We start from the raw sequence: 16,870 nt of genomic DNA on the forward strand, positions 1-16,870 counted from the left end.
CCCAGTTTGGCGGGCCGTGTTCAGCCCGCCGCTGAAATCAGTTCGCGAGTATATTCAGTCTGAGCATTCTCGAACAATGCGTCGGCAGTGCCCATTTCAATTACGTCGCCATTCCGCATTACAATGACATTGTGTGACATCGCCCGGACAACCTTAAGGTCATGGCTGATAAACAAATAAGCCAGACCATATTTGCGTTGCAGATCACGCAGCAGATCAACAATCTGCACCTGAACGGTCATGTCCAACGCGCTTGTTGGCTCATCAAGAACCAACAATTTCGGGCGTAGCACCATCGCGCGGGCTATTGCAATGCGCTGACGCTGCCCACCGGAAAACTCATGTGGATAACGATCCATTGTTGCTGGATCCAAACCAACCTCGGTCATCACGTCCGCAACCAACTCACGGGGTTGGCGGCCCGGGTCTACCTTATGGATTGCCAAACCTTCCGCAATGATCTGCATACATGTCATGCGCGGACTCAAGCTCCCGAAAGGGTCTTGGAACACTATCTGCATATCCTTGCGTAGGCGGCGCAACTCACGCGTGGACCAGCTACGAACATCCTGATCGCGAAAGGTAATTCCGCCCTCAGATGCGATTAAACGCATGATTGCCAATGCCAAAGTTGTTTTACCCGAGCCGCTTTCCCCAACTATGCCCAGCGTTTCGCCGGCGCGCACGCTCAGCGTCGCGTCGTTGACCGCTTTCACATATCCGACGGTCCGCTTCAGAAATCCGCGCTGAATTGGGAACCAAACCTTCAGGTGATCTGTCCGGGTCACTTCTTCTGCGTCTGCGTCTACTGGTTCGGGGCTGCCTGAAGGTTCCGCTGCCAGTAACTTACGCGTGTACGGATGCTGCGGATTATCAAATATTTCGGAAGTTTGGCCAGTCTCGACAATTTCGCCATCCTTCATTACGCAAACCCGATCGGCAATCCGACGCACGATGACTAGGTCGTGGGTAATGAACAGCATCCCCATATTCTCGGATTTCTGTAATTCGGCTAACAGGTCGAGAATCTGCGCTTGAATCGTCACGTCCAATGCAGTGGTTGGTTCATCTGCAATCAAAATATCCGGCTTGTTAGCCAAGGCCATTGCAATCATGACACGCTGCCGTTGGCCACCTGACAACTGATGTGGATAGCTGTCCAGCCGTTCTTCGGGATCGCGGATACCGACCTTGGTCAAGAGCTCGACAATCCGTTCACGCGCGGTATCTCCCGAAACGCCCTGATGCAAGGCCAGAGACTCGGCCATCTGCTTTTGGATTGTGTGCAATGGGTTCAACGACGTCATCGGTTCCTGAAAAATGAAACTGATGTCGTTGCCTCGTACCTGCATGAGGCGGTCTTCGGATGCACCTATCATCTCTTGGCCATCGTACGTGACCGAACCTTCGACAACCGCGCTATCGCCTAGAAGCGAGACGGTGCTCAGAGCGGTCACAGATTTCCCCGAGCCTGATTCCCCAACCAGCGCAACGGTTTCGCCACGATCCACAGTGAACGAGACAGCTTTGACCGCGGCCGATATCTTTCCGTCCTGCCGGAACGAAACGTTGAGATTATTCACGTCCAGCAAGCTCATGAAAAAGTCTTTCTGGGATCAAACGCATCGCGGACGCCCTCAAATATGAACACCAGTAAGGACAGCATAATGGCAAAGGTGAAAAAGGCGGTGAAAGCCAGCCATGGGGCCTGAAGGTTTTGTTTAGCCTGCAAGGTCAATTCACCCAACGAAGGGGCCGATGACGGCAGGCCAAAACCAAGAAAGTCCAGCGAGGCAAGCCCGCCTATGGTCCCTGTCACGATAAAAGGCATGAAAGTCAAAGTCGCAACCATCGCGTTGGGCAACATGTGCCGGAACATGATTGTCATGTTCCCCACGCCCAGCGCCCGTGCGGCCCGCACGTATTCAAGGTTTCTTGCTCGTAGGAATTCCGCTCGGACCACGCCGACCAACCCAGTCCACGAGAACAGGATCATTAGGATCACCAGTAGCCAGAAACTTCGCCCAAGAACCGCGAACATAATGATGATTACATAAAGAGACGGTGTCGCCGACCATATCTCGATAATCCGTTGAAAAATCAGATCCAGCCAACCACCAAAAAATCCTTGGATTGCGCCTGCGAAAACTCCTATCAGGCTGGCTGCGCCCGTGACTATCAATGTGAATAAGATCGACAGGCGAAAACCATAGATAACACGCGCCAGGACATCCCTTTTAGTGTCATCGGTCCCTAGCAGGTTTTGTCCGTTGGGCGGCAAAGGAGCGGCCCCAGGGCGGTCCACACTGGTGTTGAAGGAATAAGGAATAGGCGGCCAAATGGCCCAGCCTCGCTCAAATCCTTCGGCCTGGAACGTGCCTTGCTGGATTTCTTCAATGATCCCCTCCGGGTCATCGAAACATTGGTCCAGCCCACCGCTGTCAATAAGGCACTGAACCTCGGGGTCTCTGTAAATCGCTTCGGTCTGGAAATCGCCGCCGAATTCTGTTTCCGCATAAAAATTGAAAACCGGCGTGTAGAACTCACCCCTGTACTTCACCAAAATTGGCTTATCGTTAGCGATGAATTCCGCGAAGAGTGACACGCCAAACAAAACTGAGAAAATGATCAACGACCAGAAAGCCCGTCCATTGCGGCGAAAGTTGCGCCAGCGGCGTTGATTGAGAGGGGAAAGAGCCATCTACCCCTCCCGCTTTTCGAAATCGATGCGCGGATCAACCAGCACATACATCAGATCGCTGATAATCCCCACAACCAGCCCCATAAGGCCGAAAATGAAAAGCGTACCAAAGATCACCGGGTAGTCACGCGCAACCGCGGCTTCGAACCCAAGCCGCCCCAAGCCATCAAGCGAGAAGATGGTTTCGATTATGATCGAACCGCCAAAGAAAACACCGATAAATACCGCTGGGAAACCGGCGATTACGATCAGCATAGCGTTGCGAAAAACATGGCCATACAAAACTCTGCCCTCTGACAAACCTTTCGCACGCGCGGTCATAACGTACTGTTTCTTAATCTCATCAAGAAACGAGTTCTTGGTCAGCAAGGTCAGTGTAGCAAAGGCAGAGATTGTCAGAGCGATAATAGGCAGCGCAATGTGCCAGAAGTAATCCGCTATTTTGCCCAAAAGGCTAAGGCTGTCCCAATTGTCGGATGTCAGCCCACGCAGCGGGAAAATCTGCCAATAAGATCCGCCTGCAAACAACACCAGCAGCAAAATGGCAAACAGGAAGCCGGGAATTGCATAAGCAACGATGATCGTGCCGCTGGTCCAGGTGTCAAACCGCGATCCATCCCTAACGGCTTTGCGGATACCCAGAGGAATCGAAACCAGATACGCAATTAAGGTTGACCAAAGACCCAGCGAGATCGAAACCGGCATCTTCTCCAAAACCAAGTCGATCACGCTGATCGACCTGAAATAACTCTCACCAAAATCGAGCGTTAGATAATTGCCCATCATGCTTAGAAACCGCGCAAGGGGCGGTTTGTCGAAACCGAACTCCTTTTCAAGCTCCGCTATGAACTCGGGCGGCAGCCCCCTTGCCCCGACATATTTGTCGTCAAAGACGCCACCTCCGGGTTCGGCGCTTGCACCGGCATCGCCACCGCCGGCAAACCCGGCGAACACGTCTCCCTGACCCTCAATCTGCGCAATAATCTGTTCGATTGGCCCACCGGGAACGAACTGCACCAACGTGAAGTTTACGACCATAATGCCCAGCAGTGTCGGAATGACCAGCAGCAGACGTCTTAGGATATAGGCGCCCATGTTATCGAAGCGCGCCTTTGGCTTTCAGAGCGGCCTCTTTTTCTGGGTTGATCCACCACAGATCCAGATATCCAAGGCTGAAAGGGGGCAAGTTTTCCGGATACTCGTACATGTCGTAATAGGACGTCCAATAGTCAGCGATGTACCCCACTGGGATTACGAAGAATTCGTAACGCAATGCTCGGTCCAATGCCATCAGGGCCGCATCTTGATCAGCCTGATTGTCGGTTTCGAAGGATGCTTCGATAATTGCATCGACCAATGGACTTGCCAGACCAGCCGGATTGAAAAGGCTGAATGCCGCCTCCTCTGATCCATACATTTGGCTCAGGCCTCCACCCGTGGACAAAAACGATCCATAGCGGGTTGAGTAAACCATGTCGTAGTCCCGCTCACGGCTACGCAAGGTGTATTGGGCCGGGTCGACTTTTTCTGCCGAGGCATCCACGCCCAGAGCCTGAAGGTTCTGAACATAGGTCTCGATCATCGTCGCGGTCGAGGTCGGGAGGTTGGACGGGTATGGTATGTTGACTTTTAGTGTCTGCCCCTCGGCATTGCGACGCAGATTACCTTCGCCAACAGGCCAACCTGCCTCGTCCAATGCTTTAGACGCCTTGCGTAGGTTCCGACGATCGTTCAAGCGCGCCGAGTTCGATTCATGAACGACTACTGCTTCTTCTGCTAGGAAATCCGCCGGAACAACATCACCCAGACCTTCCAGGAAAGCCAATTCGGCCCCTTGCGGAATACCTGTGGCCTCTAGCGGAGTACCTTGGATAAAGGAGTTCCGAGGAGAATTCAGCCCAAACAAAAGAGACTCGTTTGTCCACTCAAAATTAAATGCCAAAGCCAAAGCCTCGCGGACGTTCTTGTCGGTAAATTGAGGTTTACCAAGATTGAACACAAACCCAGAAGGCGTCGGTGGGCTGCCGTCAGGAATTTCGTCTCGAACCACTGATCCTTCGTTCAGCTTCGGGAAATTATATCCGGTGGCCCAAAGTTTTGGGTCACTCTCGATGCGCATCGTGTATTCTCCGGCCTTGAAACCTTCGAAGGCAGCCGTTTGATCCGCGAAGTATTCTACCCGGATAATGTCAAAATTGTTTCGCCCGCGATTGAAAGGAACATCATTGCCCCAATAGTCGTCCCGTCGCTTGTAAACGATGCGTCGGTTAATGTCGTAACTATCCAGCTGGTAAGGCCCGGAGCCAACGGCAACCTCGAGCCGAGGTTCGTCCAACCTGCGAGATTCGTCAGCTTCGAACCAAGCTTTCGAGAAAACAGGAGTAGCACCCACCGTTTCGATCAGGCTTCGTCTTGTAACTTCTGGGTTAAATGTGAACTTGACGGTGTGATCGTCCAAAGCTTCGGCACCGGTGACCATCCGACCTACAGCCTGCGCGTAAGAAGGGAGGCCCTGTTCAATAAACAGTCTATGACTGTAAACAACATCTTCGGCGGTGACCGGTGTCCCGTCCCAGAATTTTGCCTCCGGGCGCATGTGAAAGATGACGTAGTTGCGCCCCTCATCATACTCCAGGCTTTCTGCAAGAACCCCATAGTACTGCCCTACGCTGTCGTCAGAACTTTCGATCAGACGATCGTATTGCAATGTCGTCAACGCACCAGAGCGGCCCTTGCGGGAATAGGGGTTGAGCGAATCGAACGTGCCCGAAGCCGCCAAAGACAACTCCCCGCCTTTGGGCGCATCTGGGTTAACATAGTTCAGATGAGTGTAATCCGCCGGGTAGTCCAGATTCCCGAAATAGGAATATCCGTGACTGCTTGTGACCTTGTCTTCTGACGCCAGCGCTGGGTCACCTGACAGAACGGTTGCAGACAAACCCAAAACCGCCACCCATGGCCGGAATTTTGAAACGCGCGTTGATGGCGAAAGGGAGATCATAGTGCTCATCCTCTGGTGTCTATCACGGTTTTTATGTCGTTCATGTTAGGTAAAAGTCCAACACTGCCTGTTGCAAGTTTAGACTGCGTGAACGCTTTGTGAAGATTTCATCAGACAAAAAAAGGCCGCTGCGGTTTGCGGCGGCCTTGAATCTTTGCGATGGAATAGCAGGATCAATTTCCGATGGTTTGCAAATATGCAATTAAATCGGCGCGTTCTTGAGGCTTTTTCAGGCCGGCAAAGCTCATCGAAGTACCCGAGATATAGCCGCTTGGACGTTCAAGGAACGCATCAAGCGCTTCGGGTGTCCAATTGCCGCCATGTGCCTGCATGGCCGCCGAATAGCCGGTAAAGCCCTTGGCCGACGCAACCGGCCGGTCAACGATAGCGTACAGGTATGGACCTGTGCCATTTGCGCCGTCTTCCAGCTTGTGACAAGCCGTGCATTTGCGGAACACACGGGCACCTTTCTCCGGGTCTGCAGCTGCTAAAAGCTCTTCGAACACAACCTCTTCACCATCAGCACTTTCACCGGCGCTTTCCGTCTCAATCACGTAAGCAGCCTCCGCGCTGTGGCCACCCACATGATACAGGATATCTCCGCCCCATTTGGCCAGAAGAAGCGCAAGGAAGGTTCCGAACAGGCCGGCTGCGGCCTTGGTAACTGTCATCGTGTCGAACATTGATCGCGAGTCCATTTCAGCTGTCTTCGGGGTGTCTAAGGCTTCCCCTCGCAAGAGGCAAGGTATAGACACCGCGACGAAACGCCCAATGTGGGAACTTGTTGCACGGAATCGATCAAATGACCAAACGCATCGCTTTTCAAGGGGAACCCGGCGCTTACAGCCACGAAGCCTGCCGCAATGCAAGGCCAGAAATGGATGCTTTACCCTGCCGAACTTTTGAAGATGTTATCGAATCGGTCCGTTCCGGCGAGGCGGATTTGGCGATGCTGCCGGTGGAGAATTCCACTTATGGCCGTGTTGCCGACATTCACCGACTGCTTCCTCATAGTGGGCTGCATATTATCGAAGAAGCCTTTGTTAGGGTTCATATCAACCTTTTGGGAGTGCCCGGCGCGACGTTAGAAGAAATTACCGAAGCTCACTCCCACTTAGTGTTGCTTCCACAATGCGAAGGTTTCCTTAAAGAACACGGTATTCGTGGCCGGGTCAGCCCTGACAATGCGCGCGCCGCCCGCGAGATCGCCGAACTGGGTGACAGGCATTCGGCCGCCCTGGCCAGCGAATTGGCTGGTGAGATTTATGGTCTGAATGTTTTGGCCCGGCACGTTGAAGACCGCGGCGACAACACTACCCGTTTTCTTGTTATGTCACCGCAAGCCGACACGACGCGACGCGGCGAACATGAAATGATCACGAGTTTCGTTTTCCAGGTGCGCAATATCCCCGCGGCTTTGTACAAGGCCATGGGCGGTTTCGCCACCAACGGCGTTAACATGACAAAGCTGGAAAGTTACATGATCGATGGATCTTTCACTGCGACGCAATTCTACGCGGATATTGTCGGCCACCCAGAAGACCGAAATGTACAACTTGCCCTCGACGAACTTGAACACTTCACAACGAATGTCGAAATTTTGGGCGTGTACCCTGCGGCCCGGCCAAGAGGCTAGAACATTTATACCAACGAATCTCGGACCCCCGCTAAGCGCTGCACCAGTCCTGTCTTACAGCTGAACGAAACTCCTTGAAGAACGATTTAACGATCAGCGTCACCGTAACACTGCGCACCCAAACCCACCTGTGGACGGGCTACATGCTGTGACGGTAACGTTCCTCCGCATCGCGGGCGAAGTCACTCAGTCGCGATTGAAACTGGCGCCGGGCACGTGACTGCCCTAGTTTAAGGGATTGCAACAACAAACGCGCCGTAAGGGTCTTGGCCGCTAGCGACATTGAGATTTTCAAGCGTGTGCGACCCTTGGAAAGTGCTAGAAGCTCGATCGAAGTTTCACCCTTCATTCCTTTGCTGTTGGCCCTAAATTTTATCGCAGAAGGCCGATCAAATTCAGTCATTTCAACCATGATCTGGCGAGGTTTGCTTCGCACTTTGACTACGGTCTCCCATTTGGCTCCAACGATTGCAGAGTGTTGCGCAGAAATTCGTCGCACGTCAGCGCCTCGCCGAACGGCCAAACGCTCGAATCTATCGAAATCCGACACAAAGGCGAATACCGCATCGATTGGAGCTTCGATGTCTTCCTGCGCTGAAAACTTCATTTTTGCCTTATTAGTCTTTGTTACGAACCAAGCTTTCGTCAATCCAGCGTGTCTGACAGCCAGTTTTGCAAAAGAAAGTGTGCAATCGCTCCTTTTCGGGCAGGCAGCAGCTTTGGATGCTCACCTGCGTAAGCCTGCATCATTTCTGTTCTGGTGACCCAAATGGCGTCTTCAATTTCGACCGGATCAATTTGAATGTCGCGCGACAGAGCCTGACCCGAACACCCCATCATAAGCGACGCCGGGAAAGGCCAAGGCTGGCTCGCCAAATACTGCACAGCGCCGACGGGAACTCCAGCTTCTTCCATCACTTCACGACGGACGGCGGCCTCTAGCGTTTCACCAGGTTCCACAAATCCGGCCAACAGAGAATACATCCCCTCCGGCCATCCGGGCGACCGTCCCATCAGCACAGAATTTCCATGGGTTATCAGCATGATCACCACGGGGTCGGTTCGCGGAAAATGCTGCGCCCCGCACGCAGGACAACTGCGCTGCCACCCTCCTTGCGAGATTTCGCTGCCCGCGCCACAACGGGCGCAGAAGCGATGCGTTTCGTGCCACCCCACGACCGCCTTTGCGGAGGCGGCCAATTCCGCATCCCGCGGTGACAGCCTTGTCATGATTCGACGCAGCTCAGCAAAAACATGGCCTGTTGGCAAATCTGGATGCTGCTGTTCACTTCCATCTACAAATGCGCCGACACCGGAAATGTCCAACCCTTCTGCGTCCCAACCTGAAATGTCCATTGCAAAATGCGGCACATCTTGATCGCCAAGACCCAGAAAAACAGGTTGTTCAACCGCGCCGCCAGGCCCCTGTGTTATTATGTCATGATGCATTGGGACCGATGCAAGTGAATCCAACCCCTCTCCCTGCACAAGAACCTTACCGCGCCAAATCAAATGACATTTAGCGGCCCCACCAGACTTTACCTTGGCCAGCATTTTCGCGTCACCTCGAATATGCGCCGCGCGGTCCAAACCCGAACCGCCGAATGTTACCTGTTCCGCGCGTTTCACTATTTTGCTCCCTCAAGTCCGAACCAAGGGCTGCCACGTCTTGCCCTCTGGTGCAACGGGCGTTCATCGGGCAAAATGCAAATGTCGCGTTTGAAAAACCGCACAATCGCCGCGGAAGTCGCAATCGTCCCGAACATTATGAACAAACAAATATTTTGACCGCAAGAAGCTCATAACTTGATCACCAAACCAAAAGTGCCGGTAGGCCAGCGCAAAGACGACCGCGCCATGATTCGGATTCTGGCCACCTCCGATATCCATATGAACGTGACTGGCTACGACTATTACGCTGATTGCACGGACACACGGATCGAACTCACCCGAACCGCAACCTTGATCCGCGAAGCACGGCAACAAGCCGTTCAGAATGACGCCCTTGTTTTGATGTTTGACAACGGCGATTCCCTACAGGGCACACCCTACGGTCAGTGGGCAGCCCAAACCATTCGGCACACCCATCCACTACCACAAGCGTTTGCTGCATTGGGTTATGATGCCGTAGGCTTGGGCAATCATGACTTCGGGTTCGGAGTCGCATTTCTCGAACAAATCGCTGAAAAGGCCACGTATCCGATTTTGTGTTCGAATATGCGGTACAAGGCCCTGAAAAGCCCTTGGCATCCTTATGCAATCCTTCCTCGCTCGGTTGTTTTAAACGGCAATAACGAACCGATTTGCATCGGCGTTTTATCAGTGTTGCCACCGCAAACACTCCAATGGGAAGCCCACAAACTTAAAGGTAAGGCCGAGGTTGAGGATATTGTCACTTCTGCCCATCACACTGCCGCAAATTTGAAGCAATTGGGGTGCGATTTGGTTGTGGCCCTGGCCCATACCGGATTAGGAGCCGATACTTTTGAAAACGGTCAGGAAAACGCCGCAATACCTTTGGCGGAAATAGACGCCATTGATGCGATCATAGCAGGGCACACGCACCTGACACTGCCGGGTCCTGGGCACGCGGGGTTAAAACACGTCGACCACGCAAGAGGTCTTGTACACGACAAACCCGTCGTTATGCCCGGATGGGCAGGATCACATTTGGGGATCATTGACCTATCCCTGAAACGGGATCAGAACAAAAAATGGCGGGTCGAAAATAGCCAGGCCGAACTAAGATCAATCCAATCGGACGTTGACGGATCCACAGTGGCGGAGGACGCAGAAATCTCGGCTTTTTTCGCGGCCGGCCATGTAGAGACCAGGGCACAGTCTGCCGAGCCGGTTGGACGAATTACGAAACCCCTGCACAGCTATTTCTCTTATTGTGGGTCCGACAGGAGCCTGAGTCTTTTGGCCGAGGCACAGGCCGCAGCTGTGAAGCCGTTTCTAGCCAACACGCAATTTGCGGATATTCCGGTACTCTCAGCGGTCGCACCAGCCAAATTCGGTGGCAGGGCAGGACCGCGATACTACACCGATGTGCCTGCCGGTGAAATTTCGATGCGCCATGTTGCGGACATTCACGTTTTTCCAAACGAACTTCGCGCCGTCCTTGCAAACGGGGCACAGATTCTGGACTGGCTTGAAATGTCTGCAGGCTTGTTCAGTCAGCTATCAAAAGACGGCCCCCATCTTTTGACTAATCCACATTGGACGGGTCATAACTTTGACATCCTTTACGGAGCGACCTGGCAAATCGACCTCTCAAAACCTGCCCGTTTTAACTGTGACGGTAGCCTGGTAGACGCTGCTAATTCACGCATTCTCGACGCAAGCTTCAATGGCACGCCAATCACGGAGGATCAGATTTTTGTCGTCGTTTTAAACAACTATCGGGCAAATGCTGGTGGCGACTTTCCAGTTGCGAAAAACCAGCGACTGATTTCTTTGCCATCGCTTCGCATTCAGGATGCACTGCGTGATTATCTGGCCGGGAATTTGCAGCCAACCCTTTTGGCCGAAACAGTAAAACCGTTCTCTTTTGCCCCTATGGGCAGCAGAACTGCAATCCTCAAAACCGGGCCTAATGCGCGGAATTACATTGATGAACTTGCAGAGTACCGACCGATTGATTTGGGACTTGATGACGAAGGCTTTATGCAAGTCCAACTCACGCTGTGATGGGTTGCCATTTTATGTCCTGACACTTATATCACACGGTGAGAGGTTGGCGCGGGCGAGCGCCTCGCCAACCTGGTCAGGTCCGGAAGGAAGCAGCCACAACGAGCCCCGCTTGGGTCGATGTCCAGCCTCTCACTCTCGAACGTGTATCGCGCGTAAATTCTATCAGCGGCAGGAGGGCCTTTATGATTGTAGCAATGACCCTTCGGGCTGATGGTTTCTGAGAACACACAAACTGATCATTGCCTGAACACACGACCTGAGGATGCGCGTTCGCCATCCCTTGGCCTTTTGACCTGAAAACAGGCAGAACAATGGTTTTTTCACTTTCGGACCTTGGATGGTCCTCTCATTTTGCCGCACAACACGCGGTTGATGCCTCACTGAATCCATATCGTATTTCAGCGGTTCATCGAGATCGCCTTATAGGCCTATCGCCTGAGGGCGAGGTGCCTTTAACGACCCCAAATCAGTCGACCGGAGATTTTGCTGTCGGCGACTGGGTACTGGCCGATGAACATGGTCGCATTCAGCGTTTGTTGGAACGTCGCAGCCTGCTTCAAAGACGTGCAGCTGGTACAAATGCCAAGTCACAGTTAATTGCAGCAAATGTCGACGTCTTGTTCATCGTCAGCTCTTGCAACGCTGATTTCAACCTGCCTCGGCTCGAACGATATCTGGCGCTGGCACATCAGGCGGGATGTTATCCTGTGATTGTCTTAACCAAGGCCGATACCTGCAAGGACGTAGCAGACTATAGTTCGCGTGCTGAAAGCCTGGCTCCATTCATAACTGTCTTGAGTGTAAATGCGCTGGATGCGGCTGATATCCAACATCTTCTGTCATGGTGCCCAACGGGTCAGACTGGCGCTCTGGTCGGGTCCTCGGGCGTTGGAAAGACGACGCTGGCAAACGGGATGACCGGTCAGTCCAACACAACGGCTGGTATCCGCGAAGATGATGCGCGAGGACGGCACACAACGACCTCGCGCGCCCTTATCAAGATGCGAAACGGCGGATGGCTTATCGATACACCTGGAATGCGGGCATTGCGGTTGCTCAATGCCGAAGAGGGTGTAGATGAAGTGTTTTCGGAGGTTATCGACCTCGCGAGAGCGTGCCGATTTTCTGATTGCCAACATTTGTCAGAACCCGGTTGCGCCATTCAGGCAGCTATCACCGCGGGAGAATTGGATGCCGCACGGCTTGATCGTTGGCGCAAGTTGCGACGTGAGGAATTGCACAATTCAGAATCCGTCGCGCAAGCCCGCGCTCGAGACAAGGCATTCGGCAAAATGGTAAGGTCCGTTATGCTGGACAAGAAGGCACAAAAGCGGATTTAAAATTTGGGCGCCGCGCAACCGGCGCCCAATATTCATGCCGGTATCATCCGGGGACAAACAGCTGCATTTCCATATGCAACGACCACTAGGTGTTCGACCTATCGTAATCCGAAGTCTAAAGGTTCCAACTGAGTGAACCGATAAAACCCTATGTTTGGATTTACCTTGCGTTTTTCTCCCTGAGTTTGAGCCTTAAGCTCACACTCCAGAATACAGCAAGCTTGACTTGGGTGTGGTTTGGCCATTAGCCGTTGGCTGATGGTTTCCCTGCCCTCGATTGAGGACGGGATTAAAAGGGAACACGGTGCGACCTTCCTGGGATACCGGAATGGTTCAAGTCCGAGACTGCCCCCGCAACTGTAAGCGGAAAGCGATGCCGAAATACCACTGGCCAACAGGCTGGGAAGGTCGGCAAAGCGACGACCCGCAAGTCAGGAGACCTGCCATCAAAAAATGAAACCGAAACTCGGGCGGGGCGTCCGGTTGGGGTCAGACCGTGATACGCGGGTCTTCCCGAACAAAGCCCATCGTCCAATGTGCGGAGGGCACATCATGATCTGGAACACGAAAACACATCGATTTACGGCCACGATTTGCCATCGCACGGGCACCGCGTGCCCTGCGATGGCACGCACGGGCCGTGAGCTGGCTAAATCCATCTTAGCCTCGGGACGGAGTGCAACGCGCGATATCGAAATCGAAGGCAGCGTTGAACTGGCGTATTGCAAAAACGGATGCACCGCAAAGTTTCGTGCACGGGTGGACGAAGTGCGCCTTTATTGCGGAGTGGAAACTGACACCCAAATGGATCTGTTAGATACCTTTGCCGAGCTAATGTTTGGGACAGATTTTGGTATCCTGCCATCTAGTGCGACATACAATCCCCCATGCGCCATGCTCCAGGCGCTAACGATATCTGAAATAGATGTGGCTGAACCAGATTACTGTGCGATCCTCTAGGGCTATTGCGCCGCGAAAACGACAGCCGGCGCTGTCGCCCAATGCATTTGGTCATCAGTCTCAACCGCACAGGGGCGAAGGGCCCTTAATCGCGTCAGCGCCGTATCGGGATTTTCGCCGCATTCGACCATTAATCGGAGTACGACCATTCCCGAACGACCGCACCCGCCGCGGCAATGAACCAAGACGCGACCACCGCCGGAGAGCGCTTGCCGCGCTGATGCGCTGGCAACACCCCAGCGTTTGCGGATTTCCGCCGATGGTGCCCCAAAATCCTCGACCGGAAGGTGAACCCAACGGCTGGCGCGGCTTTGTACGTCGCGTCCAAAGTCGCGAGCGCCGTCCATGATCATCTCAACTTCAGTCGCCATCGAGATCACAAGACCCGGACGCCAGCCGGAAATCATCTCAAGATCACCGGAATAATCACCATTCCGCCCAGGCATTGAGGTTAGCGCAAGTGTGCCACCGCCCACTTGCAACGCATGAATCACCATTTGAGACATCTTGCCGTTCCCCCCGAAACGTTACCCAGTAAGTCTTACGCGTGACATCAGACTCGGTGATTTTAACTCTGCCAGCGCAGTTTCCAAAACAAAATCCTGCTTACCCGCTGTGGACGCGGACGACAGGGGCCTCTACGCTGCGGTCTGAATACGAATCCGCGAAAGCAGACATGACCGACACGCCCAGCCCCGCCTATCAGGTTCTCGCCCGAAAATATCGTCCCGAAACCTTTGCCGATCTGGTGGGGCAGGACGCTATGGTTCGGACGCTAAAGAACGCGTTTGCAGCAGACAGGATCGCGCAGGCTTTTATCATGACCGGTATTCGAGGCACCGGTAAGACGACAACAGCCAGAATAATAGCCAAGGGCATGAACTGTATCGGCCCTGACGGCGAAGGCGGACCAACGACTGAACCATGCGGTCAATGCGAACATTGCATAGCGATAATGGAAGGCCGCCATGTTGACGTCATGGAGATGGATGCCGCCAGCCGCACGGGTGTGAACGATATCCGAGAAATCATCGACAGCGTACGTTACCGCGCAGCGAGCGCGCGCTATAAGATTTATATAATCGACGAAGTTCACATGCTGTCGACCAGCGCTTTTAACGCGCTGCTCAAGACTCTGGAAGAACCGCCCGAGCATGTGAAATTCATCTTTGCCACGACGGAAATCCGAAAGGTCCCGGTGACCGTCCTGTCGCGATGCCAACGGTTTGACCTACGTCGGATCGAGCCCGAGGATATGATCGCACTTCTCCGCCGGATCGCGGCGGCGGAAGACACTAAAATCGCAGATGACGCACTGGCGCTGATTACCCGCGCAGCCGAAGGATCAGCCCGCGATGCGACCTCTTTGCTGGATCAGGCAATTTCGCACGGTGCCGGCGAAACCACCGCAGACCAGGTTCGTGCCATGCTGGGCTTGGCTGACAGGGGTCGCGTGTTGGACCTGATGGATATGATCTTGCGGGGCGACGCCGCAGGTGCGTTAACGGAATTGAGCGCACAGTATGCTGAGGGCGCAGATCCATTGGCGGTACTGCGTGATTTAGCCGAAATAACACATTGGGTTTCTGTTGTGAAAATCACACCAGACGCGGCGGAGGACCCAACTGTTTCCCCGGATGAGCGGGCACGCGGTCAAGATATGGCCTCAACGCTGCCTATGCGCGTCCTGACCCGAATGTGGCAGATGTTGCTTAAAGCGTTGGAGGAAGTGTCCGCAGCGCCAAACAGTATGATGGCTGCGGAAATGGCAATCATTCGTCTTACGCACGTTGCCGATCTTCCCAGCCCGGAAGAGCTGGTGAAACGTCTGCAAGATGCGCCGACGCCGCCACCCGGCGGCCCGGGCGGCGGTATTCCGAATGGAGGCCAAAGTGTTACTACAACGCATGTGTCGGCCCCTGCGTCATATGCCGCCACGCCACGTGGAAGCGCCGGCGCACCGACGGCTGCTTTGGCCCAAGACACTCAAACCGCGCTGGCGCGGTATCCGACGTTCGACCATGTTGTCGAACTGATCCGTTCTAACCGCGACGTAAAGTTACTGGTCGAAGTCGAGAACGGCATACGCCTTGTTTCATACCAGCCTGGTCGGATCGAGTTCACACCGGCCGATAAAGCACCCTCTGACTTGGCTGCCCGGCTGGGTTCGGCTTTGCAGCGCTGGACTGGAAATCGTTGGGCCGTCTCAATCGTATCGGAGGGAGAGGCCCCTACAATTGCGGAACTTCGCGACACTGCTGACTTAGCCTTGCGTAATCAGGCAGAGCAACACCCGATGGTTCAAGCGGTTCTGGCGCATTTCCCAAAGGCTCGGATCACCAATATTGAAACACCAGAACAAAAGGCAGCCCAAGTCGAGACCGAAGCTCTGCCAGAGGTGGAAGACGAATGGGACCCGTTCGAAGAAGACTAACTTTGACTCGATCAAAGCGGAAAGCCCCACAACGTGTCGCTCATGCTGTGGTTAGGCATGTGACGGAGGAACCTAATGCACTCGACCCCGCTGCACCCCAAATTCGGACTCACTATCCATGACGTCGACCTCAGGGAAGTTGACAAGGGCAATCTTTATCCTGAAATCCGAAGAGCTTTCGAAACGCATTCCGCACTATTGTTTCCGGCGCAATCCCTGACCGATGACGATCATATTCGATTGGGAGAGCTGTTTGGTCCGCTGGAAAACCGCGAAGCAATGGCTGCCGGGCGCGACGTTTCGTTTCACGTTCCCGAGCTTACAAATCAAACCAAGTCTGGCGTACGGGCGAAGGATGATCTCAGATTGCTGGATTTGCAGGCCAACATGTTGTGGCATACCGACAGCACTTTTTTACCGGTGCCTGCCCTTATCAACATTCTGACGGCTCATGTCGTTCCACCCTCTGGCGGGGAAACCGAAATTGCATCGACTCGCGCCGCATGGTCTGAGATGCCCGAGCATTTGAAATCCGTTCTACAGGATGCTGTCATCTGGCACCGCTTGTCACACTCTCGTTCCAAGATATCGACCGATCTTGCCGCATTACCGAACATGACACGTTGGCCCGATCGACCGTGGCGCGCTGTCTGGCCAAACCCAGTAACCGGTGAGGAAGCCTTGTTTATCGCATCGCACGCCTTTGCGATCGAAGGTATGGGCCATGAAGAAAGTCAAGAGATACTGGACGAGGCGATCGCCTTTTGTACGCAGCCTGATTACGTTTACTCGCACAAATGGAATGTGGGCGACGTGCTGATTTGGGACGAGCGCGCTACACTCCACCGAGGGCGCCCCTGGGATTACGGCTATCCACGAACTCTTCGCTCGATATGTTGTTCCGTCACCGATGACGATGGGTTAGACAGGGTGCGCATCGTCTGAGCCCCGCCCTGGGATATTACTGAAGTTGTTGGTGAGGACTTGACAAGGTTCCGTTGCGAAGTTTTGGTTGGATAACAAGAACGCGGTGTGGCAGCGGGTTTAAGATGCGAGTTCCGCAAATTGGCGAAATGGACAGAGTCCGGGCGTGATTTGACCC

Annotated in this window: 14 protein-coding genes, 1 other RNA gene and 1 riboswitch; of the genes, 7 read left to right on the forward strand and 8 right to left on the reverse strand. The window is 53.8% G+C overall.

Annotation, left to right across the window (positions count from 1 at the left end; genetic code table 11):
* Positions 1–20: 20 nt before the first annotated feature.
* The 5 genes from AC2FNE_RS17155 to AC2FNE_RS17175 all read right to left on the reverse strand — a co-directional run bounded on the left by AC2FNE_RS17155 (position 21) and on the right by AC2FNE_RS17175 (position 6,385).
* The gene (locus AC2FNE_RS17155) at positions 21–1,598 is read right to left on the reverse strand and encodes an ABC transporter ATP-binding protein (protein ID WP_496805869.1); all 1,578 of its coding nucleotides are present in this window, start codon (positions 1,596–1,598) and stop codon (positions 21–23) included.
* Positions 1,595–2,701, reverse strand: coding sequence for an ABC transporter permease (locus AC2FNE_RS17160; RefSeq protein WP_170479108.1), 1,107 nt, complete (start codon positions 2,699–2,701; stop codon positions 1,595–1,597). The genes AC2FNE_RS17155 and AC2FNE_RS17160 overlap by 4 nt, the downstream gene beginning before the upstream one ends.
* A complete protein-coding gene (locus tag AC2FNE_RS17165) occupies positions 2,702–3,796 on the reverse strand; it encodes a microcin C ABC transporter permease YejB (protein ID WP_170603336.1) in 1,095 nt (364 codons plus the stop codon).
* A 1-nt stretch (position 3,797) separates the two neighbouring features.
* Positions 3,798–5,702, reverse strand: a complete 1,905-nt coding sequence (locus tag AC2FNE_RS17170) for an extracellular solute-binding protein (RefSeq protein ID WP_170603334.1) — start codon at positions 5,700–5,702, stop codon at positions 3,798–3,800.
* A 173-nt stretch (positions 5,703–5,875) separates the two neighbouring features.
* Positions 5,876–6,385: a c-type cytochrome gene (locus AC2FNE_RS17175; RefSeq protein ID WP_170479668.1), complete on the reverse strand. Its 510-nt coding sequence runs from the start codon at positions 6,383–6,385 to the stop codon at positions 5,876–5,878.
* A 119-nt stretch (positions 6,386–6,504) separates the two neighbouring features.
* On the opposite strand from AC2FNE_RS17175, the gene AC2FNE_RS17180 reads away from it, so the two are divergent.
* On the forward strand, positions 6,505–7,338 hold the full coding sequence (locus AC2FNE_RS17180) for a prephenate dehydratase (RefSeq protein WP_496805870.1): 834 nt from the start codon (positions 6,505–6,507) through the stop codon (positions 7,336–7,338).
* A gap of 139 nt (positions 7,339–7,477) precedes the next feature.
* Here the strand turns inward: AC2FNE_RS17180 and AC2FNE_RS17185 are convergent, their stop codons facing one another.
* Together AC2FNE_RS17185 and nudC are read right to left on the reverse strand one after the other, a co-directional pair.
* The gene (locus tag AC2FNE_RS17185; protein ID WP_496805871.1) at positions 7,478–7,945 is read right to left on the reverse strand and encodes an SRPBCC family protein; all 468 of its coding nucleotides are present in this window, start codon (positions 7,943–7,945) and stop codon (positions 7,478–7,480) included.
* Positions 7,946–7,983: 38 nt separating this feature from the next.
* Positions 7,984–8,967 carry an NAD(+) diphosphatase gene (gene nudC / locus AC2FNE_RS17190; protein WP_170603329.1) on the reverse strand — a complete coding sequence of 328 codons (984 nt, stop codon included), beginning with the start codon at positions 8,965–8,967 and terminating at the stop codon, positions 7,984–7,986.
* Between the two features lie 228 nt (positions 8,968–9,195).
* Between nudC and AC2FNE_RS17195 the strand changes: the two genes are divergently transcribed.
* From AC2FNE_RS17195 to AC2FNE_RS17210, 4 genes are all read left to right on the forward strand, one after another.
* The gene (locus AC2FNE_RS17195) at positions 9,196–11,031 is read left to right on the forward strand and encodes a bifunctional 2',3'-cyclic-nucleotide 2'-phosphodiesterase/3'-nucleotidase (RefSeq protein WP_496805872.1); all 1,836 of its coding nucleotides are present in this window, start codon (positions 9,196–9,198) and stop codon (positions 11,029–11,031) included.
* Positions 11,032–11,070: 39 nt separating this feature from the next.
* Positions 11,071–11,169: signal recognition particle sRNA small type (ffs, locus tag AC2FNE_RS17200), an RNA gene on the forward strand.
* A 176-nt stretch (positions 11,170–11,345) separates the two neighbouring features.
* Complete coding sequence (gene rsgA / locus AC2FNE_RS17205) at positions 11,346–12,374, forward strand: ribosome small subunit-dependent GTPase A (protein ID WP_170603327.1); 1,029 nt, start codon at positions 11,346–11,348, stop codon at positions 12,372–12,374.
* Between the two features lie 242 nt (positions 12,375–12,616).
* A riboswitch (cobalamin riboswitch) is annotated at positions 12,617–12,836 on the forward strand.
* The gene (locus AC2FNE_RS17210; RefSeq protein WP_170603325.1) at positions 12,828–13,334 is read left to right on the forward strand and encodes a hypothetical protein; all 507 of its coding nucleotides are present in this window, start codon (positions 12,828–12,830) and stop codon (positions 13,332–13,334) included. (Overlaps the previous riboswitch by 9 nt.)
* Positions 13,335–13,336: 2 nt before the next feature.
* Here AC2FNE_RS17210 and AC2FNE_RS17215 read toward each other — a convergent pair whose 3' ends face one another.
* Positions 13,337–13,840: a protein-tyrosine phosphatase family protein gene (locus tag AC2FNE_RS17215; RefSeq protein ID WP_170603323.1), complete on the reverse strand. Its 504-nt coding sequence runs from the start codon at positions 13,838–13,840 to the stop codon at positions 13,337–13,339.
* Between the two features lie 170 nt (positions 13,841–14,010).
* Between AC2FNE_RS17215 and AC2FNE_RS17220 the strand changes: the two genes are divergently transcribed.
* Together AC2FNE_RS17220 and AC2FNE_RS17225 are read left to right on the forward strand one after the other, a co-directional pair.
* On the forward strand, positions 14,011–15,768 hold the full coding sequence (locus tag AC2FNE_RS17220) for a DNA polymerase III subunit gamma/tau (RefSeq protein ID WP_170603321.1): 1,758 nt from the start codon (positions 14,011–14,013) through the stop codon (positions 15,766–15,768).
* A gap of 75 nt (positions 15,769–15,843) precedes the next feature.
* The gene (locus AC2FNE_RS17225; RefSeq protein WP_170603319.1) at positions 15,844–16,713 is read left to right on the forward strand and encodes a TauD/TfdA dioxygenase family protein; all 870 of its coding nucleotides are present in this window, start codon (positions 15,844–15,846) and stop codon (positions 16,711–16,713) included.
* Positions 16,714–16,870 lie beyond the last annotated feature (157 nt).

Source organism: Ruegeria sp. YKSD179, assembly GCF_059612885.1.

Excerpts from the sequence above, each read along its gene's own strand:
- AC2FNE_RS17155 (WP_496805869.1), bottom strand. The coding sequence starts at position 1,598 with ATGAGCTTGCTGGACGTGAATAATCTCAACGTTTCGTTCCGGCAGGAC.
- AC2FNE_RS17160 (WP_170479108.1), bottom strand. The coding sequence starts at position 2,701 with ATGGCTCTTTCCCCTCTCAATCAACGCCGCTGGCGCAACTTTCGCCGC.
- AC2FNE_RS17165 (WP_170603336.1), bottom strand. The coding sequence starts at position 3,796 with ATGGGCGCCTATATCCTAAGACGTCTGCTGCTGGTCATTCCGACACTG.
- AC2FNE_RS17170 (WP_170603334.1), bottom strand. The coding sequence starts at position 5,702 with ATGATCTCCCTTTCGCCATCAACGCGCGTTTCAAAATTCCGGCCATGG.
- AC2FNE_RS17175 (WP_170479668.1), bottom strand. The coding sequence starts at position 6,385 with ATGTTCGACACGATGACAGTTACCAAGGCCGCAGCCGGCCTGTTCGGA.
- AC2FNE_RS17180 (WP_496805870.1), top strand. The coding sequence starts at position 6,505 with ATGACCAAACGCATCGCTTTTCAAGGGGAACCCGGCGCTTACAGCCAC.
- AC2FNE_RS17185 (WP_496805871.1), bottom strand. The coding sequence starts at position 7,945 with ATGAAGTTTTCAGCGCAGGAAGACATCGAAGCTCCAATCGATGCGGTA.
- AC2FNE_RS17195 (WP_496805872.1), top strand. The coding sequence starts at position 9,196 with ATGATTCGGATTCTGGCCACCTCCGATATCCATATGAACGTGACTGGC.
- rsgA (WP_170603327.1), top strand. The coding sequence starts at position 11,346 with ATGGTTTTTTCACTTTCGGACCTTGGATGGTCCTCTCATTTTGCCGCA.
- AC2FNE_RS17210 (WP_170603325.1), top strand. The coding sequence starts at position 12,828 with ATGAAACCGAAACTCGGGCGGGGCGTCCGGTTGGGGTCAGACCGTGAT.
- AC2FNE_RS17215 (WP_170603323.1), bottom strand. The coding sequence starts at position 13,840 with ATGTCTCAAATGGTGATTCATGCGTTGCAAGTGGGCGGTGGCACACTT.
- AC2FNE_RS17220 (WP_170603321.1), top strand. The coding sequence starts at position 14,011 with ATGACCGACACGCCCAGCCCCGCCTATCAGGTTCTCGCCCGAAAATAT.
- AC2FNE_RS17225 (WP_170603319.1), top strand. The coding sequence starts at position 15,844 with ATGCACTCGACCCCGCTGCACCCCAAATTCGGACTCACTATCCATGAC.